Origin of the sequence: Pseudarthrobacter sp. S6 (genome assembly GCF_050156575.1) — a bacterium.
Classification (GTDB): domain Bacteria; phylum Actinomycetota; class Actinomycetes; order Actinomycetales; family Micrococcaceae; genus Arthrobacter.
The window spans coordinates 230,083-251,094 of sequence record NZ_CP189581.1 but is presented as its reverse complement, the minus strand read 5'-3'; the positions used below and the strand labels follow the sequence as shown (position 1 = coordinate 251,094).

Annotated in this window: 19 protein-coding genes and 2 tRNA genes; 5 read left to right on the top strand and 16 right to left on the bottom strand. The window is 63.3% G+C overall.

Features of this window, described 5'->3' with window-relative positions; translation table 11 throughout:
- Positions 1–15 precede the first annotated feature (15 nt).
- Positions 16–1,956 carry a Stk1 family PASTA domain-containing Ser/Thr kinase gene (gene pknB, locus ACQCS0_RS01275; protein WP_354155924.1) on the top strand — a complete coding sequence of 647 codons (1,941 nt, stop codon included), beginning with the start codon at positions 16–18 and terminating at the stop codon, positions 1,954–1,956.
- Positions 1,957–2,058: 102 nt separating this feature from the next.
- Here the strand turns inward: pknB and ACQCS0_RS01270 are convergent, their stop codons facing one another.
- Genes ACQCS0_RS01270 through ACQCS0_RS01260 form a run of 3 tightly spaced genes read right to left on the bottom strand, consistent with a single transcriptional unit; the run spans position 2,059 to position 3,670 of the window.
- Positions 2,059–2,700, bottom strand: a complete 642-nt coding sequence (locus tag ACQCS0_RS01270) for an aminodeoxychorismate/anthranilate synthase component II (protein WP_354155923.1) — start codon at positions 2,698–2,700, stop codon at positions 2,059–2,061.
- Entirely contained in the window at positions 2,697–2,867 is a 171-nt protein-coding gene (locus tag ACQCS0_RS01265) for a hypothetical protein (RefSeq protein WP_185262063.1), read from the bottom strand. The genes ACQCS0_RS01270 and ACQCS0_RS01265 overlap by 4 nt, the downstream gene beginning before the upstream one ends.
- Before the next feature lie 2 nt (positions 2,868–2,869).
- Positions 2,870–3,670 carry a class E sortase gene (locus ACQCS0_RS01260; protein WP_354155922.1) on the bottom strand — a complete coding sequence of 267 codons (801 nt, stop codon included), beginning with the start codon at positions 3,668–3,670 and terminating at the stop codon, positions 2,870–2,872.
- A 174-nt stretch (positions 3,671–3,844) separates the two neighbouring features.
- Here ACQCS0_RS01260 and ACQCS0_RS01255 point away from each other — a divergent pair, with 174 nt between their 5' ends.
- Positions 3,845–4,099 carry a cell division protein CrgA gene (locus tag ACQCS0_RS01255; RefSeq protein WP_282331611.1) on the top strand — a complete coding sequence of 85 codons (255 nt, stop codon included), beginning with the start codon at positions 3,845–3,847 and terminating at the stop codon, positions 4,097–4,099.
- 19 nt (positions 4,100–4,118) lie between these two features.
- Positions 4,119–4,751, top strand: a complete 633-nt coding sequence (locus ACQCS0_RS01250; RefSeq protein ID WP_354155921.1) for a DNA-3-methyladenine glycosylase I — start codon at positions 4,119–4,121, stop codon at positions 4,749–4,751.
- A gap of 1,070 nt (positions 4,752–5,821) precedes the next feature.
- Here ACQCS0_RS01250 and ACQCS0_RS01245 read toward each other — a convergent pair.
- Together ACQCS0_RS01245 and ACQCS0_RS01240 are read right to left on the bottom strand one after the other, a co-directional pair.
- Entirely contained in the window at positions 5,822–6,703 is an 882-nt protein-coding gene (locus ACQCS0_RS01245; protein ID WP_354155920.1) for a rhomboid family intramembrane serine protease, read from the bottom strand.
- A gap of 7 nt (positions 6,704–6,710) precedes the next feature.
- Positions 6,711–7,256, bottom strand: a complete 546-nt coding sequence (locus ACQCS0_RS01240) for a peptidylprolyl isomerase (protein WP_185262060.1) — start codon at positions 7,254–7,256, stop codon at positions 6,711–6,713.
- A 155-nt stretch (positions 7,257–7,411) separates the two neighbouring features.
- Here ACQCS0_RS01240 and ACQCS0_RS01235 point away from each other — a divergent pair, with 155 nt between their 5' ends.
- Together ACQCS0_RS01235 and ACQCS0_RS01230 are read left to right on the top strand one after the other, a co-directional pair.
- Positions 7,412–8,377 (top strand): hypothetical protein, encoded by a 966-nt coding sequence (locus ACQCS0_RS01235; protein WP_426939987.1) that lies wholly within the window; start codon positions 7,412–7,414, stop codon positions 8,375–8,377.
- Positions 8,378–8,514: 137 nt separating this feature from the next.
- A complete protein-coding gene (locus ACQCS0_RS01230; protein ID WP_354155918.1) occupies positions 8,515–9,390 on the top strand; it encodes a glycosyltransferase family 2 protein in 876 nt (291 codons plus the stop codon).
- A 34-nt stretch (positions 9,391–9,424) separates the two neighbouring features.
- Here ACQCS0_RS01230 and ACQCS0_RS01225 read toward each other — a convergent pair whose 3' ends face one another.
- The 11 genes from ACQCS0_RS01225 to dnaN form a co-directional block, all read right to left on the bottom strand.
- Positions 9,425–10,369, bottom strand: coding sequence for a DMT family transporter (locus ACQCS0_RS01225; RefSeq protein WP_354155917.1), 945 nt, complete (start codon positions 10,367–10,369; stop codon positions 9,425–9,427).
- Positions 10,370–10,439: 70 nt separating this feature from the next.
- Positions 10,440–10,515: transfer RNA gene (locus ACQCS0_RS01220), tRNA-Ala, on the bottom strand.
- A gap of 72 nt (positions 10,516–10,587) precedes the next feature.
- Entirely contained in the window at positions 10,588–10,704 is a 117-nt protein-coding gene (locus ACQCS0_RS01215; RefSeq protein WP_210412373.1) for a DLW-39 family protein, read from the bottom strand.
- A 69-nt stretch (positions 10,705–10,773) separates the two neighbouring features.
- Positions 10,774–10,847 (bottom strand) — tRNA-Ile (locus ACQCS0_RS01210).
- 99 nt (positions 10,848–10,946) lie between these two features.
- Complete coding sequence (locus tag ACQCS0_RS01205) at positions 10,947–11,618, bottom strand: DUF3566 domain-containing protein (RefSeq protein WP_426939016.1); 672 nt, start codon at positions 11,616–11,618, stop codon at positions 10,947–10,949.
- Positions 11,615–14,293 (bottom strand): DNA gyrase subunit A, encoded by a 2,679-nt coding sequence (gene gyrA / locus ACQCS0_RS01200; RefSeq protein WP_426939015.1) that lies wholly within the window; start codon positions 14,291–14,293, stop codon positions 11,615–11,617. The genes ACQCS0_RS01205 and gyrA overlap by 4 nt, the downstream gene beginning before the upstream one ends.
- 57 nt (positions 14,294–14,350) lie before the next feature.
- Positions 14,351–16,441 carry a DNA topoisomerase (ATP-hydrolyzing) subunit B gene (gene gyrB / locus ACQCS0_RS01195; RefSeq protein ID WP_354155914.1) on the bottom strand — a complete coding sequence of 697 codons (2,091 nt, stop codon included), beginning with the start codon at positions 16,439–16,441 and terminating at the stop codon, positions 14,351–14,353.
- A 374-nt stretch (positions 16,442–16,815) separates the two neighbouring features.
- Positions 16,816–17,373 carry a DciA family protein gene (locus ACQCS0_RS01190; RefSeq protein WP_354155913.1) on the bottom strand — a complete coding sequence of 186 codons (558 nt, stop codon included), beginning with the start codon at positions 17,371–17,373 and terminating at the stop codon, positions 16,816–16,818.
- Positions 17,366–18,568, bottom strand: a complete 1,203-nt coding sequence (gene recF / locus ACQCS0_RS01185; protein ID WP_354223814.1) for a DNA replication/repair protein RecF — start codon at positions 18,566–18,568, stop codon at positions 17,366–17,368. The genes ACQCS0_RS01190 and recF overlap by 8 nt, the downstream gene beginning before the upstream one ends.
- 45 nt (positions 18,569–18,613) lie before the next feature.
- Positions 18,614–19,498 (bottom strand): phosphogluconate dehydrogenase (NAD(+)-dependent, decarboxylating), encoded by an 885-nt coding sequence (gene gnd, locus ACQCS0_RS01180; RefSeq protein ID WP_354223812.1) that lies wholly within the window; start codon positions 19,496–19,498, stop codon positions 18,614–18,616.
- A 122-nt stretch (positions 19,499–19,620) separates the two neighbouring features.
- On the bottom strand, positions 19,621–20,745 hold the full coding sequence (gene dnaN / locus ACQCS0_RS01175) for a DNA polymerase III subunit beta (protein ID WP_354155910.1): 1,125 nt from the start codon (positions 20,743–20,745) through the stop codon (positions 19,621–19,623).
- Between the last annotated feature and the right edge of the window lie 267 nt (positions 20,746–21,012).

Here is a 21,012-nt window from a genome sequence, read left to right as displayed (position 1 = left end):
CAGGATTGACTGACAGTGAATGACTCACCCCGCACTCCGCTGCACCGGGAGGACAGCCTCCCGGTGGATAATCAGCGCGTCCTGAGCGGCCGCTACGAACTCGGCGGAATGATCGGCCGCGGGGGGATGGCGGATGTCCACCGCGGAGTCGATACCAGGTTGGGCCGGACAGTTGCCGTCAAGCTTCTCCGCCCGGACATGGCCAGGGATCCGCAGTTCCAGGCGCGGTTCAAACGCGAAGCGCAGTCGGTAGCGGCGCTGAACCACCCCTCCATCGTGGCTATTTACGACACCGGCGAACACACCGTTCCGGATGGCTCGGACGACAGTGTCCGGGTGCCCTACATCGTGATGGAGTTTGTCGAGGGCAGGACCATCCGAGACCTGATCCGGGCCAAGGAAGTCAGCATTGACCAGGCCATCGACTTTTGCCTGGGTGTGCTCTCTGCACTCGAATACAGCCACAAGGCAGGCATCGTCCACCGCGACATCAAACCCGCCAATGTGATGATCTGCGAAGGCTCCAATTCCGTGAAGGTCATGGACTTCGGAATTGCCCGGGCCATCGCCGATTCATCGGCCACCATGACGCAGACCCAGGCCGTGGTGGGCACTGCCCAATACCTCTCGCCCGAGCAGGCCCGGGGCGAAACAGTGGATGCGCGCAGCGACCTCTACTCTGCTGCCTGCCTGCTCTACGAAATGCTCACCGCCCGGCCGCCTTTCGTGGGTGACAGCCCCGTCTCCGTGGCGTACCAGCACGTCAGGGAAATTCCGGAGCCAGCCAGCACTGTGAACCCGGAGGTTTCGGCCGCCTTGGATAGTGTTCTGGCCAAGGCATTGCAGAAGAACCGGACGGACCGTTTCCAGGACTCAGCTGCGTTCCGGCGTGCGCTACGCGCCGCGCGGGCGGGCGTGTCCGTGCCCGCGCTGGCCGCAACCGAAGCCCCCACCGATCCCAACGATCATGTTCCGGCGCCGGAACGCCCGCCTGTGACAGAGGCGTTCGGGCTCACCGGTGCAGGTTTCCTCGACGATGTCCCCACCGGCCGGCAGCGTAACGCGGACGACACCCGCACTGACGGGAGATTCGGCGTCATGGCGGCCGCCGTACACGAACCGTCAGATGTCGACGAACTTCCCCTGGGCTTCGCACCGGAACGTGAGCGGACCGCCCGGCAGAAGTCACGTCGTCGTACGTGGATGGCTATCCTGGTGATCTTCACCCTGCTGATCCTTGGCGGCGGCGGTTTCTGGCTGTACAGCATCGTCAACCGGCCTGCGCCCCCGCCGCCCCAAGTGGTGGTCCCGGCGGTGGCGTCGCTGACGGAATCGGCGGCCCTGCAGGAACTTTATGTTGCCAAACTCAGCCCAAAGATCAAGCGGAACAAGCACGAGACCATTCCCAGCGGTACGGCCATCGGCACGGACCCGGTGGCTGGAACGTCGGTTGATCCCAACGCGGAGGTGATCCTGAACATTTCTGAGGGCCCAAGCGCCGTCAAGATTCCGGAGACCTTACCGGGCCAAACGGAGGCAGCGGCCCGTGACATCCTGCGCCAAAGCGGCCTGCAGGGCGCCGCGTCCACCACCACCGCCAACAGCGCCACCGTTCCTGCCGGCAGGGTGATTACCACGAGCCCGGCACCGGGCCAGATGGTGGGCGTGGGCACCACGGTGGAGATCGTGATTTCCACCGGCAAGGTGTCCATGCCTGAACTGCGCGGCCGCACGCGTGCCGAGGCGGAAACGGCGCTGAAGGAACTTGGCCTGGTCCCCAACGTCCAGGAAGTGGAGAACTCACAGGTGGAGGCGGGCCGGGTCACGGATCAAAGCGACCCCGTGAACGCCGTCGTCGATCAGGGCAAGACCATCAACATTGTGGTGGCCAAGGAACCGGCCCCGCCGCCCACACCTACGCCAACCGCCACGCCCACCGCTACCAAGAAGGGCTGACCCGCACCCGCTCCTTAAGAGCAACGCGGGGTCACTTCGCGCCCATCCCGAAGGGGAACATGGGCGCGAAGTGACCCCGCGTTGTTTGAGGGTGGGTGCCTGTCAGTGCTGGATGAGCGGGCTCAGCGTGGCTGCACGGGCGGCGGCCCCCGCCATGCCCAGGGACTCAAGCCAGTTGCCCAACATCTGGTAGCCACCTTCGGTCAGGACCGACTCAGGGTGGAACTGCACGCCGCACAACGGTGCAGTGCGGTGCTGTAGGCCCATCACGACGCCGGTCGCTGTTTCCGCGGTGATCTCGAGAACGTCGGGAATGGTGTCCTTTACCGCTGCCAGCGAGTGGTAGCGCGTCGCTGTCACGGGGGAGGGGAGTCCGGCGAAGACGCTGGTGCCGTTGTGCTCCACCAGCGAGGTCTTGCCGTGCATCAGCTCCGGCGCGTGCGTCACCCTGCCGCCGTAGGCTTCAGCCAGGGCCTGATGGCCCAGGCACACGCCAAACATCGGCTTGCTGTTCGCGCCGCACCACTTGATCAACTCAATGCACACACCCGCCTCCGCAGGGTTTCCCGGGCCGGGTGAGATGAGGACGCCGTCGCGCGTTTGGGCCATCTCGATAGCTTCAGCGAGGGTCACATCGTCATTGCGGACAACTGTGGTCTCGGCGCCGAGTTCCTGGAGGTAGCCAACCAGGGTGTAAACAAAGCTGTCGTAGTTGTCTACGACCAGGATTTTAGTTGTGGTCATGGCTGGCTTGCAGAACCAATCGTTGAGTCGGTGAATGCGGTGAACCCGGACATCCAGGGGAACAGAAACTGAACCATCAGGATCAGTGCGCCGGAGATGAGCACCAGCGACGTGATGATCCGCAGCCAGAGGGGGCCCGGAAGGTGGCGGAAAATCCAGCCGTACATATTCAGTTTCCTCCAACGGCTGCCGCGACCTGTGCGGCGATCTCGGCCGGCGGCCCCGCCGAAGCAGGCCGCCAGCTGTCCAGCCGCGCGTAGGCGATGATACGTTCCTCGGCGCCGAAACGCGGGTTGCAACTGGTCATGGTGAGAAAGCTTTCGGTGGGAGTGACGCCGGGGCGCGTGGGGACCGGTTCCAGGACATCCGTCCGGGACGGCATCACAATCTGGTTGTTGCGAAAGACATAAATGTAATAGCCGTCCTTGGTCTGGACGTAGATTTTGTCCCCCGGAACAAGGGTGTGGATGTTGTCCAGGACGGCCCCATGGGTCTGCCGGTGACCGGCGACGGCGAAGTTCCCGACGGCGCCCGGCATCGCCGTGTTGGCGTAATGGCCGAGCCCCAGCGTATCCAGGACATCCCCAGTGGTTCCCTGCACGATGGGCCGGGTATAGTTCGGGCCAAACCGCGGGATGTACATGATGCCGATGGTGCCGGCATGGCCCGGCGCCGGGGAAACGGCTGGAGTGCCATAATCCACGGGCGCTGCCGTGGGGTCCGGTTCCGGGGCTGCGGCCACTGTGCCGCGGAGCCCCTGGGCGAATTCCTTGATGACCGCGCTCTGCTTGGCGTCGGATTCGATATTGGTCCACCACAGCTGCCAGCCCACAAAGAGCAGGAGAACAATGCCGGCCGTGATGAGCAGCTCGCCGAGCACCTGCACGGTCCCACGCAGAATGGAAGCGCGGGCGGACGCCGCACGGGCGGGCCTCCTGGCGGCGCGCCTCGCCTTTTCCTGCACTACCACGCGTTCTCCTCCGGGGTGGCCGCGATGGGCATTTGCGTGCCCTGACTACGGCTAGAATTGACTGCTAGTAAGAATCCAGATTTGACCAAGATCGCGCTGACCGCTGGCAACTTCCTTCTTGCAGGATATCAAGCCCGCGACGCCGAGCTTGCTCCAGTCCGCCAAGGAGAGCACGTGCCCGAGTCAAAGCCTCGCAAGAAGACTTCCAGCGCCACGCAGCCCGCTTCCGGGGCGCAGACATATAAGCCCAACGCTGTCTGGTTCAAGCCAGTGATGTTCGGCCTGATGATCATCGGGCTCTTCTGGATCATCACGTTTTACATTAGCGAGGGCCGGTTCCCTGTCCAGGCCTGGGCGTCGTGGAACATTGTGGCCGGCTTCGGCATTGCCATCATTGGCTTCCTGATGACCACGCGCTGGCGTTCCTGACGCTGACCGCAGGACCCACATGACTCCCGCGGCCGCCGCCCAGCCACGGAACGAGGGTATGTACGGAACTGTTTTGGGCGACGACGGCCTCACCCGTCCGCCGTGGGCGGCCGTGGATCCGCTGTTGCGCGAATACTATGACTCCGAATGGGGCCTGCCCGTCCGGGATGAACAGGGCCTCTACGAGCGCATCTGTCTTGAGGGTTTCCAGGCAGGCCTCTCCTGGGCCACGATCCTGCGAAAGCGCCCTGCCTTCCGTCAGGCTTTTCTCGACTTCCAGCCGGACGCTGTTGCCGCCTTTACGGAAGCGGATGTCGAGCGCCTGCTCCAGAATCGCGCCATCGTCCGCAACCGGCTCAAGATCCGGGCCACTATCGCCAATGCCCAGGCCACCATCGCGCTGCGCGAGCGGCAAGGCCTGGTTGCCTTCGTCTGGCAGTTCCAGCCCACAACCACTCCCCAGCCGGTAACGCACGCGGAGATCCCCACGCAGTCACCGGAATCGGTGGCGCTGTCCAAGGCGCTGCGGAAGCAAGGGTTCTCGTTCGTTGGCCCCACCACCATGTTCGCCCTAATGGAAGCCATCGGCATGGTGGACACCCATCTTCTGCACAGCCACCGGCGCGGTTCCTCAGGCGTCTGGCAGGGTTGACCGGCAACAGCCGGGCTGGTGGGCGGGGGCCCCGCCGTCGGCTGACCTAGCATTCCTCCGGGATAAGTTCTCCCCAGCTGTTGGGAAAGTTATCCACACTGTGCATAACTTTCCCGGGCCGAAAGCCATGACATCCCGTGCAGGCCATGGTCCACGGGACCCGGATCCAAGTCGCTCGGACGAACAGTTATTAACAGTGTGGATTAGCTGTGGATAATCGCCCGCTCAGCGGTAGCGGCGAACCGGATGGTGACTGGTGATTGCAGTGCCAGGGCCGCCCAATCCTTGTCCGTGAACAGGGCCGCCGTCTCCCGCGAATTGATCAGGCGAGGGTCCTGCGGTCACTCCCGGCGGCTTCGCGGGTCAATCCCGGCGGCTTCGCGCGCTTACACCCCAAGACCGTTGAGGGCACGCCATACCGCGGGGTGCTGCCTGTCGAGGTAGATGTGCTGTGTCGTAGCGCCGGCGCTCAAGGCGGTCCTCCTGGCTGGGAGCCTGTGTGTTCGGTTGCTGCGTACGAAGGCCCTCGCACGGGCAGGTGTTTTCCACTTACTAACACTGGACTACCCACAACTTGTCCACAGTTGTGGACAACAATCCACAGAGCGGGTCGGGGCGACCTCCTCAGATGCCCCAGCCCGGTAAATACCGAAGTTTGACTACATGTCTGTAAGTTGTGAAAAGTGTGAACAACCCTGTTGATACGGGCCACGCAAATCCCTTCGTGCAGGGCTGTACTGCCGGAAACGGCCATGTTATCCACAGGTCGGGTCAAAGAGGCGGGTTTTTCCACTTAACCACAGGCACATCCCCAGGGGTTGTCCACAATTGTGGATAACTGGAGGATCAATGCCGGGAAAAGAGCGGACATCCGGGCCCAGGGAAACATCGCAATCCTGAACTACACCCGTGTAAGTTACCAACAGTGTGGATAAGCCCTGTGGATAACTGGGAGTACCGGCCGTGGCCTGCGACTGCCACGGCCTGCTGGGCGCAGCGAAAACCCCGGTGTCCAATGGGACACCGGGGTCTAGGAAGGAATCCAGAAGTGGGTCGGCGGACCCGGGCAGTCAGCCCGCCGTGACGCGGAGCCAGCTCACCAGGGCCAGCAGTAGAACCACTCCGGCCAGTCCGGCCGCATGCAGCAGGCGTTGCCGAGGTCCACGGGGCATGTAAGCAATCACGGCAGCGCAGAGGGCGCCGGTGACAAGGCCACCCAGGTGGGCCTGCCAGGCGATCTGTGGGACCACAAATCCGATCACGCCGTTGATGGCGATCAGGATCCACAACTGCCGCGTATCCCCGCCGCGGTGCCGCTGCACCAGAAGCATCGCGCCGAACAGGCCAAAGATGGCGCCGGAGGCGCCCACCACGCCGGCAAGAGGCACCCCCGGCACATAGCCGGGGGTCAGAAGAAGGTAGCCTACGGACCCCCCGATGGCAGAGATGAGATACAAAGCCAGGAACGGGACCCGGCCCAGGAGCGGTTCGAGTGCCTGGCCGAAAATCCACAGCATGTACATGTTCAGCACAATGTGGAGGATGAATCCCTGTGAATGCAGGAAAGCCGCCGTCAGCATCCGCCAGGGTTCGAACTCACCAAATTCGGGGCTGGCGAACACATTGGCGAACGCCAGGTTCTGGTAGATCCACTCGTCGGGAACTATCCATTGCAGAACGTACATCACCGCACACAGGGCGATAATTCCAAACGTCACCACCGGTTTGCCGGTTGCCACGGCGCCGCCGTAGACAGTCTTGACGGCCGCCGTCGTCCGCTTGGTTTCGTTGACGCAGTCAACACACTGGAATCCGACGGCGGCCGCCCGCTGGCAGTCCGGGCATGCTGGGCGCCCGCAGCGCTGGCAGCGCACATAGGAGGGCCTGTCCGGGTGCCTGGGGCACACCGGAATTTGCGCGGACGGCTCAGCCGCCGGAATTCCGTAGCTCATGTGATGGTTAGAGCTGCTCGATGTCGATGCTGTTGATGGTGACGTCCTCAACCGGGCGGTCGCCCATACCGGTGCGGACGCCCTCGATGGCGTCGACGACCTTCTTGGAGTCCTCGTCAGCAACCTCACCGAAGATGCTGTGCTTGCCCTGCAGCCAGTCGGTGGGGATGGTGGTGATGAAGAACTGTGAGCCGTTGGTGCCCTTGCCCGCCTGGATGCCGGCGTTGGCCATGGCCAGTTTGTACGGGGCGTTGAAGCTGAGTTCAGGGTGGATTTCGTCGTCGAACTTGTAGCCCGGTCCGCCCACGCCACGGCCCAGCGGATCGCCGGCCTGGATCATGAAGTCCTTGATGATGCGGTGGAAGATGGTGCCGTCGTACAGCGGCGTGCCCGTCTTGTCCTCGCCGGTCTCGGGGTGGGTCCAGGCCTGCTCACCGGTGGCCAAGCCAACGAAGTTCTTGACCGTCTTCGGCGCATGGTTGCCGAAGAGATCAACGACGATGTCGCCGAGGCTGGTGTGGATGGTTGCTTTTGCAGTTGCGATTGCAGTCATACCGCCCATTCTTTCACGGCAGGTCAACGCGGAAGGGGCAGGACGGGCAGTTCCGCGCTGGGTGAAATCAGCCGGAAATCCGCTGGAAGAATAGCCCGTGCAGGTCATGGCACGTAGGCTAACAACAGAACCGTCACATTAATCGGGAGGTAGTTGTGAAGAAATCGGATCGTATTGCCCGTGACCTTGAACAGTCAGTTAGCAGCGCAGTTGAGAACGCCAAGGACTGGGCATCCCCCCGCGTGGAAGCAGCAGTGGATTGGGCAGTTCCCCGCCTGCAGCATGGCCTGGACACCGCATCTCCCAGGATCCAGGAAGGGCTTAAGACCGCGGCCCACAACCTTGCCGACGGCGTCGCAACAGTGACACCGCGCATCCAGGAGGGTCTCGCCCAGCTCGCCCCGAAAATTCACGACGCCGTTGAGGTCGCCACGCCACGCCTGCATGAGGCACTGGACAAGGCCACTCCCGTTATCCAGAACGCCCGGGACCGCGTGGTGGTGGAGTACCTGCCGCGCCTTTCGGACCAGATCGGCCACGCGTCCGACGCCGTGCACCGCACCTTGGAAAGCGCGCCGTCCCACGTGGATGCCGTCGCCCAGCGGTTTGCCGATTCCGGCGTTGTGCATTCCCTCCAGGAACAGGCGCAGACGGCCGGCACCCAGCTGAAGGCCGCCGCGCATGAAGCCGGTAAGGCTGTCGGCGTCCAGATCGCCCAGCCACAGAAGCCCAGGAAGCGCGGCTGGCTGGTATTCGGCATCATCGCCGCAGCCGTCGCCGCCGGCGTCGCCGCCTGGAAAGCCTCCAAGCCCGTGGAAGACCCGTGGAAGACCCCTTCTCCGGTCACCCCTGCGCCGGTTCCTGCCACCACGGTGAACGACGCCAAGGACACGGCCGAGGACGCAGCCAGCAAGGCCGCCAGCGCCGCGGCCGACCAGGCGCAGGATGCTGCAACGGACGCGAAGGACACCGTGGACGACGCTGGCGAGAAGGCCAAGCACGTCGCCGATGAATCGGCAGACGCGGCAGACGCGGCAGACGCGGCATCCACGGATGCCAAGACCGCCATCAAGAACATCGCGGCCAACATGAACGGTTCCGCGGACAAGGGCAGCAACTAGGACGTCCGGCGCCACAGCGCCATCCATATGAAGGGGCTCCGCCTGGCGCGGGGCCCTTTCAGCGTTTTCCCAGTGTTTGTCCGGACCGGACCCAGCCGCTGGCAGGTCGAATCACGATCGGTGCTAAATTTGGACTGATGTCAGCCGATCAATCCTCTGGGGATGCCTTGAACGACGCAGCAGAGCTGCCCCGCGTGTCCATTGTCATCCCGGCGTACAACGAGGAAAGTGTCATCAGGCAGTGCCTCATCGCTGCCGTCTACCAGTCGGTGCCGGCCCACGAAATCATCGTGGTGGACAACCTCTCCACTGACCGCACCGCCGCCATCGTGGCGCAGATGCAGCTGGAGTATCCGGAAAGTCCCATCATCCTGCTCAGCCAGGACCGGGACCAGGGCCTGATTCCCACCCGGAATTTTGGCCTCAACCACGCCACCGGCGACATCCTGGGACGCATTGACGCGGATTCGGTTGTCGAGCCGGACTGGGTTGAACAGGTCCAGAAGGCCTTTTTTGACCCGACAGTCCAGGCAGCCACCGGACCGGTGGTCTACTACGACATGCCGATGCGCCGGTTCGGGCTCAAGGCAGACGACAAGATGCGCCAGCTGATGCTCAAACTCGCCAAGCACCAGTACCACTTCCTGTTCGGCTCCAACATGGCCCTGCGCGCCACGGCATGGGAAACCATCCGGGACGAAACCTGCCGTGACGCGAAGGACGAGATGCACGAGGACATCGATCTCTCTCTGCACCTCGCCGACCACGAACTCAAGGTCCAGTACTGGCCCCAGATGGTCTCCGGTATGTCCGCCCGCCGGCTTGAGGATTCACCGCGGGACTACCGGTATTACGTGACCCGTTTCGACCGCACGTACAAGGCACACAACGTCAAGAAGATGGCCCTCAAGGCACCCATGGTGGTGTTCTTCTCGGTTTACTTCCCGGCGAAGCTCCTGCGGGCGATCCACACGGTCAACACCGCCCAGCCTGTCCGCCGTGGCGGACAGTAAGCTCGAACCCTCGTCCTGCCTCGAGGGCCTGGCCTCAGTCCGTTCCAAGGTCAGCCAGACGGCCCGACTGCGGCTCATCCGCATGCGGGCCGGAGCTGTCCCTGCGATTCCGTAAGCCTGACATCTGTCCCAGAACCACGACGGCGAGCCCCACCAGGATGAGCCCCAGCCCGCCGTAGGTGCCGCCCGGCAGGGTCTCGTGCAGGAAGACCGCGGCCAGCACGGCTGCGCCGGGGATTTCCAGCAGGATGATCATCGACACCAGCAGCGGGCTCATAGTGGCCAGCAGGTGATTGAAGGCGGTGTGGCCCACTAGTTGGGCACACACGGTGATGGCCAGGACCCCTACCCAGCCAGCGGCGTCGAACCCCACCAGCGGTTGGCCGCTGAAGAGCGCCAGTACCGCCACGAAGGCCGCGCACATCCCATAGCAGAGCGTGGTGTACGTTCCCGTGGTCATGGTCTGGCGGGCCCTGCCGCCGGCAAGCGTGTAGAGACCGGCCAGAGCCCCGCCAGCAACGGCCAGCAGATCGCCCAGAAGCGCGTCCGGTGAGGACCCCATGTCGAACCCGGTAATGGTGACAACGCCAGCAAAGGCGGTCCCGAGCCCTGCCAGCACCTGCCAGCGGTGCCTGATGCCGCGGAAGAGCTGGAATACGGCGATCCAGGCCGATTGCAGGCAGACCAGGGCGGTGGCAGCAGCCACGGAGGTGAGCTGGAGGGACGTGATGAAGCAGGCAAAGTGCAGGGCCAGGGCGATGGCGGCGAACAGCGACCAACGGAACTCGGGACCGGTGATCCGGCCGAACTGCCGGGGTTCGCGGACCAGGGTGGGGGTGGCCATCACTGCGGCCCCGATGGCATTGCGCCAGAAGGCGATGGCGAGGGCGCTGACGGTGGTGGCGCCGAGGGTGGCCGCGATCAAAGGCCCGGACGAAGCTACGCCCAGGACCCCAAGGGCCGCAAGAAGGAGGTTCACCGTTCAACCCTACTGTTCTGTGTGAACGAAAAAGTCCCGGACAGCTTTTCAGCTGTCCGGGACTTCCTTATGGTGGAGGCACGGGGACTCGAACCCCGAACCCCCTGCTTGCAAAGCAGGTGCGCTACCAATTGCGCCATGCCCCCATAAGAAGCAACCCGTCAATCATACCCTAGAACCGAGGACCATTCTACAAGCTCCCGATCCGGGAATCCGGCCTATTCGACCTTGTCGGTCGACTGGCTCCAGACTGTTTTCCGGGCCTCGGATTCCTGTGCTTTCCTGTAGAGCAGGACGCCTGCGATTGCAGCTGCAAGTACCAGCAACTTCTTCACATGCTCCCCTTTCCGGTCCCGTTTGCCGTGAAGCAAACCAAACCTTCCTTCGAACCTGCACAGGTTCCGTGGGCGTACCAGGACTTGAACCTGGGACCTCTTCGTTATCAGCGAAGCGCTCTAACCGCCTGAGCTATACGCCCCGATGCCTCATCGGGCCGAGACATGACTTTACAGCACATCCCGGCCCGATCTCAAATCGAGGCATTTCGCCGGAGAATTTCCGGTGAAAATATGGGTTTTCAGTCGTCCGTAAGGGTGACGCCGATGCCGCCAACGAGCGTTGCGGAGATGTTGTAAAGCACCGCTGAGAGCATCGACAGCGCCGTTAGCAGGACAACGTTCACCACGGCGATGATCGTAGCAAAAGAGGCCACCTGGCCCAGAGATGCGACCTTCTTCAGTTCAAACCCGCCGCCTTCGGAACCTGCCAGGGTGCCCAGGAGGCTGTCCACCTGGTCAAAGATTCCGGTGAGGTCCAGGACCGTCCAGAGGACGATCGCGGCCACGACAGTGACGATTCCCAGCGCCACCGACAGGAGGAATGCCATCTTCAGGACCGACCAGGGATCCACCTTGCTCACCAGCAGCCGTGCACGCCTGACCTTGGCCTTGGGTGCAGGTTTGACCAGGCCGGGCTGGCCCTGCGGAGACCGGCCCGCCACTGGGCGATGGCTGGTCTGTGCTCCCGGAGGCCTGCCCTGCCCGGCACGCTGGCCGTTCTGGCCTGCCGGAACCCGATCCTGCGCAGGGCGCTGGCCGGGAACGGCGGGACGCTGGCCCGGCGCACCGGTAGGAGCCGCTGGGCGCTGCTGCGGACGGACGGGGTTGTTCACCCGTGGGGCGGCCGCGGGCGGCGGCGTGCCGCCGGGGACATTGCTGCTCGGTTTGGGATATGAGTCGGGATTACTCACTCGTTACCTCCGGTGTAGTCTTCGTTCGGCTCAGCGTCGCCGGAGGCGTGCTCTGACTCAACATCCGGTGATGTTTCTGCTGTTGATGCTGACCCTCCGGATCCTTCGGCGGACCCGGCCTCATCAGCCAACGTTACGTCATCGTCCGCGGATTCTTCGCCCTCGAGGCCGCGTTCGCTGTTCCTGGCCACCTCAATGATGCGGTCATTCTTATCCGGCTTGGCGAAGATAACGCCCATGGTGTCGCGGCCCTTGGCAGGTACGCCGGCCACCGATGAACGGACAACCTTGCCGCCTTCCATGACCACCAGGACTTCGTCCTCTTCCTGGACAATCAGGGCGCCCACGAGGTGGCCCCGCTCCTCCTGGTACTTGCCCACCTTGATGCCGAGGCCGCCGCGGCCTTGCAAGCGGTATTCTTCCACCGCGGTGCGTTTGGCGTACCCGCCCTCAGTGACGACAAAGACAAAGGATCCGTCCGTGACGACGTCGGCCGCCAGCAGTTCATCGTCCTCGCGGAACTTCATCCCGGTGACACCGGACGTGGCCCGGCCCATGGGACGCAGGGCATCGTCGGTGGCGGTGAAGCGGATGGACTGTCCCATGCGGGACACCAGCATGAGGTCATCCGTTTCGGAGACCAGTTGGGCGGATACCAGTTCGTCCTCGTCGCGCAGGTTAATCGCGATGACACCGGCGGAACGGTTGGTGTCGTAGTCCTCCAAGCGGGTCTTCTTGACCAGTCCGCGTTTGGTGGCCAGCACCAGGTAAGGAGCCTGCTGGTAGTCCCTGATGTCCAGGACCTGGGCGATGTGTTCGTCCGGCTGGAAAGCCATCAGGTTGGCTACGTGCTGGCCCTTGGCATCACGGCCGGCCTCCACCAGTTCATAGGCCTTCGCCCGGTATACCCGGCCAAGATTGGTGAAGAACAGGAGCCAGTGGTGCGTGGTGGTCACGAAGAAGTGCTCCACTACGTCGTCACCTCGGAGCTGGGCGCCCTTGATGCCCTTGCCGCCGCGCTGCTGCGACCGGTAGTTGTCGCTGCGTGTGCGCTTGACGTAACCGCCGCGGGTGATGGTGACAACCATTTCCTCTTCGGGGATCAGGTCCTCCATGGACATATCCCCGTCGAAGCCCATCAGGATCTTGGTCCGGCGGTCATCGCCGTGCTTGGCCACGATCTCGCCCAACTCGCTGCTGATGATGTCGCGTTGGCGTTCCTCGGAGGCAAGGATCGAGTTGTACTCGGCGATCAGGGCCTCGAGTTCGGAATGGCGGTCCTGGATTTTCTGGCGTTCCAGGGCTGCAAGGCGCCGCAACTGCATGTCCAGGATGGCCCGGGCCTGAAGTTCGTCGATGTCCAGCAGCTGCATCAGTCCGTCGCGCGCGGCTTCGGTGGTGTTGGACGCACGGATGAGTGCAATGACTTCGTCAAGGGCGTCCAGGGCCTTCAGGAGGGCACGCAGGATGTGCGCCTCTTCTTCGGCCTTGCGCAGGCGGTAGCGGGTGCGGCGCGCAATAACGTCTAGCTGGTGCGTTACCCAGTGGCGGATGAAGGCGTCCAGGCTCAGCGTGCGCGGAACCCCGTCCACGATGGCCAGCATGTTGGCGGAGAAGTTGCTCTGCAGCTCTGTGTGCTTGTAGAGGTTGTTCAGCACCACCTTGGCCACGGCGTCGCGCTTGAGCACAATGACCAGCCGTTGGCCGGTGCGGCCTGAGGTCTCGTCGCGGAGGTCCGCGATGCCGGAGATCTTCCCATCCTTGACCAGTTCGGCGATCTTGATGGCCAGGTTGTCCGGGTTGGCCTGGTACGGCAGTTCGGTGACAACCAGGCACGTCCTGCCCTGGAGTTCCTCAACGTTGACCACGGCGCGCATGGTGACAGATCCGCGGCCTGTCCGGTACGCGTCCTCAATGCCCCTGTGGCCGAGAATGGTGGCGCCGGTCGGGAAATCGGGTCCCTTAATACGGAGCAGCAGCTCTTCGAGTAGTTCTTCGCGGCTGGCCGTCGGGTGGGCCAGGTACCACTGGACGCCGTCAGCCACCTCGCGGAGGTTGTGCGGCGGAATGTTAGTGGCCATGCCCACGGCAATGCCGGAGGAACCGTTGACCAGCAGGTTGGGGAAACGCGCCGGCAGGATGGTGGGTTCCTGGTTTTTGCCGTCGTAGTTGTCCTGGAAGTCGACGGTTTCCTCATCGATGTCCCGGACCATCTCCATGGCCAGCTGGGACATTTTGGTTTCGGTGTATCGCGGGGCAGCGGCACCGTCATTGCCGGGCGAACCGAAGTTGCCTTGGCCCAGGGCCAGCGGGTACCGCATGGTCCAGTCCTGGATCAGGCGGACCAGCGCATCGTAGATCGCGGTGTCGCCGTGGGGATGGTACTGGCCCATGACCTCGCCCACCACACGGGCGCATTTGTTGAATGACCGTTCCGGCCGGTAGCCACCATCGAACATCGCGTACAGCACGCGGCGGTGAACGGGTTTGAGGCCATCGCGCACGTCGGGAAGGGCGCGGCCCACAATAACGGCCATGGCGTAGTCCAGGTACGATCGCTGCATTTCCGTCTGCAGGTCCACCTGCTCCACACGGTCAACCAGCACATCGCCTTCTAGAACGGTTTCCGGAAGATCGGCGGATTCCGCCGGGTTCTCGGGTGTCTCGTCACTCATCGTATATTTTCCGTTTCAGGTATATGTCGGACTTGGAATATCTACTCGGTGAACCGGTCAGATATCCAGGAACCTGACGTCCTTGGCGTTCTGCTGGATGAAGTTTCGGCGGGACTCCACGTCTTCGCCCATCAGTGTGGAGAAGGTCTGGTCCGCTGCAAGGGCATCGTCCATGGTGACTTGCAGGAGGGTTCGGTGGTCCGGGTCCATGGTGGTGTCCCACAGCTCGGTGTAGTCCATCTCGCCCAGGCCCTTGTAGCGCTGGATGCCGTTGTCCTTCGGAATACGGCGGCCGGCGGCCTGCCCGGACAGGAGCTTGGCATCGCGCTGCTTGTCGCTGAAGACGTAGTCGTGCGGCGCGTTGGACCACTTGATCCGGTACAGCGGGGGCTGCGCCAGGTAAACGTAGCCGTTTTCGATCAGCGGACGCATGTAGCGGAACAGCAGCGTCATGAGCAGCGTGGTGATGTGCTGGCCGTCAACGTCAGCATCGGCCATCAGCACAATCTTGTGGTACCGGAGCTTGCTGAGGTCGAAGTCCTCGCCGATGCCGGTGCCGAAGGCAGTGATCATGGACTGGACCTCGGTGTTGCCCAGGGCCTTGTCGAGCCGGGCCCGCTCCACATTCAGGATCTTGCCGCGCAGTGGCAGGATGGCCTGGGTTTCAGGATTGCGTCCGCGCTTGGCGGAACCACCGGCGGAGTCGCCCTCCACGATGTATACCTCGCAGCGGGCGGGATCCTTAGAGGAACAGTCGGACAGCTTTCCGGGCATCCCGAAAGACTCCAGCGGGCTTTTGCGGCGCGCATTGTCCCGGGCCTTCCGGGCAGCCATCCGCGCCTGAGCCGCGGAAATGGCCTTGCGGATGACGTCGCGGGCGGGGCCGGGGTTGCGTTCCAGCCAGTCGCCCAGGCCGTCGGTGACAACTCGCTGGACGAAACCCTTGACCTCGGAGTTGCCGAGCTTGGTCTTGGTCTGGCCCTCGAACTGCGGCTCGGCCAGCTTCACGGAGATGACCGCTGTAAGTCCTTCACGGATATCGTCACCGGTGAGGTTGTCATCCTTTTCCTTGATGATGCTCTTCTCCCGCGCGTAGCGGTTGATGAGGGAGGTCATCGCGGCGCGGAATCCTTCTTCGTGCGTGCCGCCTTCGTGGGTGTTGATGGTGTTGGCATAGGTGTGGACGCTCTCGGAATACGCGTTGGTCCACTGCATCGCCATTTCCAGTGCGATGTGCCGTTCCGTGTCCTCGGTTTCGAAGGAAATGACGTCCTCGTGGACAACATCAACCTTTTTGCCCGAGTTCAGGTGCTTCACATAGTCCAGCAGGCCGTCGTCGTACTGGTACACAACGGTGCGGTGTTCGGCAGTGACTTCACCTTCGGTGACCACAGCATCAAGGTCAAGGTCCTCATCGGCGTCCCCGTGCGCCGCTGCGGTGCGCTCGTCCGTAAGGGTGATCCGCAGGCCCTTGTTCAGGAAGGCCATCTGCTGGAAGCGGGCGCGGAGCGTCTCGAAATCAAATTCCGTGGATTCGAAGATGCCAGCGTCTGGGTAAAAAGTCTGGGTGGTGCCGGTCGTCGCGGACTCTTCGCCCCGGACCAGACCTCCCTGGGGCTTGCCGCCGTCGGCGAACGACATCCGCCAGACATTGCCCTGCCGCCGGACTTCGGTGTCCACCCTGCTGGAGAGCGCGTTCACCACGGAAATACCCACGCCATGGAGTCCGCCCGAGACTGCGTAACCGCCGCCACCGAATTTGCCGCCGGCGTGCAGGATGGTCATAACAACTTCAACAGTGGGCTTGTGCTCGGTGGGGTGCATGTCCACGGGGATTCCGCGGCCATCATCAACAACTTTGACACCGCCGTCGGCCTGCAGGACTATTTCGATGTGCGTACAGTACCCGGCCAGCGCCTCATCAACAGAGTTGTCCACCACTTCATAGACCAGGTGGTGCAGGCCACGCGGCCCGGTGGAACCGATGTACATGCCCGGGCGCTTCCGGACGGCTTCGAGGCCCTCAAGTACGGTGATGTCACTTGCGCCGTACTCCCGGGGTGTCACGGTCTCCGCCGGCGTGTCGGGGGTAGGTACGTCCTCCGCTGCGCGTTCCACTGCCTGGGTATCTGTATTGTCGTTAGCCACAGGTGCTGTCGACTCCTCTTTTTCGATGATGGCCGGCGGCGGCCTTCCTTGGGAAAGCATCCGCCAACAGGCACAAGCTGATGGCACTGACGGATACATCGACGTGCGGGACCGAAGTCCGCCTGCGGGGAGCGTGCGGAAAACGGACTCAGTCAACGTTTCACCGGCGCCCAGTTATCTGCTGTGATTCTATCGTGAAATGAGCCCCAAACCCGCATTCCAGCAGGCGTCGCGGGACCCGGATATGCCTATGCGAGGCCATTGATCCAGCCCTGGGCGCCCTCGAGGTCCCGCCTCCGGATGCCTATACGCTCCGTGGTCGTTAGACCGCCCTACACGCCGCCGGACGAATATTCAAGAGCCGACGGCGGCTGCTAGCCGTAAGTATCCCGCGGCCCGCGGCCGTTGACGGTACGTCCACCCTTGCGCCAGGTGGGTGCCGCCGGTCCCAGCACCTGGATGCTGGTGACCACGCCATCGCCCAGTTCCGTGCGGAATTTCTCCAGCAGGCTGTTACTCAACAGCCGCAGCTGCGTGGACCAGGCCGTCGAGTCGCAGCGCACGTGAAGGGTGGTATCGGTGAAACTCTCCGGGGTGCAGTGAGCTGAAATCTCCGGGCCAACCAGCGTGGCCCACTCCGCCATGACCGACCCCACCGCTACCGGCGAGCTCCAGCCTCGTTCGGCCACTAAGCGTCCCACCACTTTGCCGAGCCCCAACGGATCCCGGCCGGTGGAGTGGAACTGGCGGAAACCTCGCGTATCCCGGATCCCACCCTTTGTTTTAGCGGCGCCGGCCCTCGGGGGTGCCTTGCGACGGATTTCACCGCGCGCTGCCGCAGCCTCCCGCATGCGGTTCAGCGCAGCCTGCGGGGCATCGATGTTGTCAGGATCCCTGCCGGGCTGCAGCCCGCTCTTTTCATCCTTATTCAACGATTCCTCCCGGAATGACCTTCACCCGCCGGCCGGAGAGCTCCTCCGGGATATCGGCGTCGACGGCGGCGGTCACCAGGACCTGTTCCGCGCCGGAGACTATTGCGGCCAGTTTACGCCGGCGCTGTACATCCAGCTCGGCGAAAACGTCATCGAGGATGAGGATCGGGGCAGACCCGCCGGTCCTGGCGTCATCGAGCATGACGTAGTACGAGGCAAGGCGAAGGGAGAGGCACATGGACCAGGTCTCGCCATGCGAGGCATATCCCTTGGCAGGCGCTTCGCCCAGGACCAGTTCCAGCTCATCCCGGTGCGGCCCCACCAAGGAGATTCCGCGGTCAAGTTCCTTGCGGCGGGATGCTGCAAAGGCCTGAATATAGCGTCCGGTGAGGTCCTCAACGGTCAGGTCCCGCAGATCTTCGGCAGCTACGCACCCTTCCACCATCAGACTGCCGCCGGCACCCGGTGCCGCGCCGCCGTCGTCGTCCATCAGGTTTTGCAGTGTGGAACGGTAGATGGCGTTGGCTTCCTTGGAGCCGTCCGTGAGCTGCGCATACGCCTTGGCTAGGTGCGGGCGCAGCAGGTCAACCAGTTCCAGCCGTGCGTGCAGCAGCTCGGCACCCGCCCGGGCCATGTGCTGGTCCCAGACATCGAGGGTGGCCTCATGTCCGGCAGTGAACTTTCCGGCGCGCGCGGATTTGAGCAGGGCGTTGCGCTGCTTCAGGACACGGTCGTAGTCCGTTCGCGTCGCCGAATGGCGGGGCACTAGGCTGACCAGCAGCTCGTCGAGGAATCGGCGGCGGTTGGCCGGATCTCCCTTGATCAATGCCAGGTCCTCGGGCGCGAAAAGCACGGTCTGGCAGATTCCGAGGAGGTCCCTGGCCCGGACTGGATTGCTTCGGTTGATGCGCCCCCGGTTGGCGCGGCTGGCGTTGATCTCAAGTTCCAGGACCGTGGTCTGTTCGCCCCGGACCAGGCGGGCACGGACCAGCGCGCGGTCCGTGCCGAACCGCAGCAGCGGGGCATCGGAACTCACCCGGTGCGAGCTGAGCGTGGCCAGGTACCCGATGGCTTCCATGAGGTTGGTTTTGCCGATGCCGTTTGCCCCGACGAGCACGGTGACACCCGGTTCGAGGGGTAGGTCAACCTGGGCGTAGCTGCGGAAGTCAGTGAGCGAAAGGTGTTCTAGGTACACGCGGTGTTCGACAATTCTCGGAACCGGCGGGTCCCGGGGTGGATGTTATTTGGCGGGGCGGGCGGGATGCCCGCCGAACTGGTGGCGCAACGCTGAAACCATCTTCATTGCCGGCGAGTTTTCTTCGCGGGAGGAAAAGCGCGCAAAGAGTGCAGCAGTGATGGCCGGTGCAGGAACAGCGTTGGCGATGGCTTCCTCAACGGTCCAGCGGCCCTCACCCGAATCCTCGACGTAGTCATCGATGGATTCCAGCCCTGGGTCCTCGTCCAGCGCCTTGACCATGAGGTCCAGCAGCCAGGACCGGACCACGGTGCCCTTCTGCCAAGCGCGGAACGTACCGGGCAAGTCGTCAATAATGTCCTTGGCGGCCAACAATTCGTAGCCTTCGGCGTAGGCCTGCATCAGGCCGTATTCGATGCCGTTATGGACCATCTTCGCGTAGTGTCCTGCACCGATTCCGCCGACATGGACAAAGCTGTCCGCCCGCTCGCCTTCGGGACGCAGGACATCAAAAACCGGCAGTGCCCGTCCTATATCGGCGGCATCGCCGCCGGCCATTAGTCCGTACCCGTTTTTGAGACCCCACACTCCACCGGAAACACCGCAGTCGGCGAAACGGATGCCCTTCTCAGCCAGCGCGGCACCATGTTTCTGGTCTTCCGTGAAGCGGGAGTTGCCGCCGTCGATAACCAGGTCGCCGGCGTCGAGCTTGTCCCCGAGCTCGCTGATGACCGCATCGGTGATGTCGCCTGACGGAACCATGACCCAGATCAGCCGCGGGGCCGGAACGGCCGCAATCAGCGCATCCACGGAGGCAGCATCGGTAACCTCCGGGTTGCGATCAAAGCCGGTGACCTCGATGCCGCCCGCGCGCAGGCGTTCGCGCATGTTGAAACCCATCTTGCCAAGGCCGATCAGTCCGATGTGCACGGGAGTCTCATTTCTGCAGTGGGTGTCGGTTGTCGTTTTGGGGCCCAGAACGACAACGTCTGCCTGGACCCACGCCGCCAGGGTTCCCTGGCCGAGCTTGCGAGGCGAGGGGGCGGTGGGGACTAGTTGGGGAGGCGTACTGGCATGACCAGGTATCGATAGTCGTCCTGGTCCTCACCGTCAGCGTCTGCCTGGGCCGTGATCATGGCGGGCTTCGGCGCAGTGGTGAAGGAGAATCTGACGTACTTCGTTTCAATGACGGCAAGGCCCTCCACCAGGTAGTGCGGGTTGAATGCGACCGTGATGTCATCACCGGAGAGCTGTGCTTCGAGCTCTTCGGAAGCTTGGGCATCTTCGCCGGTGCCGGCGTCCAGATGCAGCAGTCCTTGGGTGAAGGCGAGGCGAACCGGTGTGTTGCGTTCGGCCACGAGCGACACACGTCGGACGGCTTCCACAAGTTCCTGCGTCTGGACGGTTGCGTGAATCGGCGTGGAATCCGGGAAAAGCGAACGGATCTTGGGGTAATCGCCGTCGACGAGCAGAGACGTAGTGGTGCGGCCGCCGCTTTCGAAGCCGATCAGGCGGCTGTCATCGTCAGCAAGGGCAAGGTTGATGTCGCCGCTGCCGCCAAGGGTCTTGGCCACTTCGTTCAGGGTTTTTGCCTTGACCAGGGCACTGGTGGAAATTCCCGGTGTGGTGGGCTTCCACGGCACTTCGCGCATGGCCAGACGGTAGCGGTCAGTGGCCAGGAGCGTGATGAGGTCATCCTCGATCTCCATGCGGACGCCGGTGAGGATGGGGAGGGTGTCGTCCTTACTGGCCGCAATGATGACCTGGGACACGGCCTGGGCAAAAGCGTCACCCGGGACGGTACCGCTGATGGCGGGCAAGGCAGGCAGGGGCGGGTATTCAGCCTCGGGCATGGTGGCCAGGTGGAAGCTGCTTCGGCGGCAGGTCAGTGTGACTTTGCTGCCATCGGTTTCCACAACGACAGGAGCGGATGGAAGGCTTCGGCAAATGTCCGCCAGGAGGCGTCCGGAAACGAGGATGGTTCCCTCGGCGGTGATGTCCGCCGGAATTTCCAACCGTGCGGAGGTTTCGTAGTCAAAGCTCGAGAGGCTGACCGTGCCGGCTTCAGCCTTCAGGAGCAGGCCCGACAGCACTGGAACCGGCGGCCGCGGAGACAACGACCGGGCTGTCCAGGTGACGGCTTCTGCCAGGACGTCCCGTTCGACTCTGAACTTCACGGAAGGGTGCCGCCTTTCATTGCTGCTGCCTTGTTTGAACCGGAAACTCCATAGGGAGCCCAAAAATGGGGGCGCCCCAACACACGGAACCTGCATGGTTCTTCGATTGCTGAACCACTAAGAAACCCGAGGATGGGAGCGCTGCTGACAGCTTAGCTGGAAGAGCGCTGATTAACCCATCCCCGGACTGGACGACTGGGGTCCTAAGGCCCTCGGGCCTGGGACGGTTCGGAGTGCGCATCGAGGTTGTTATTTGAGGGAAATCAA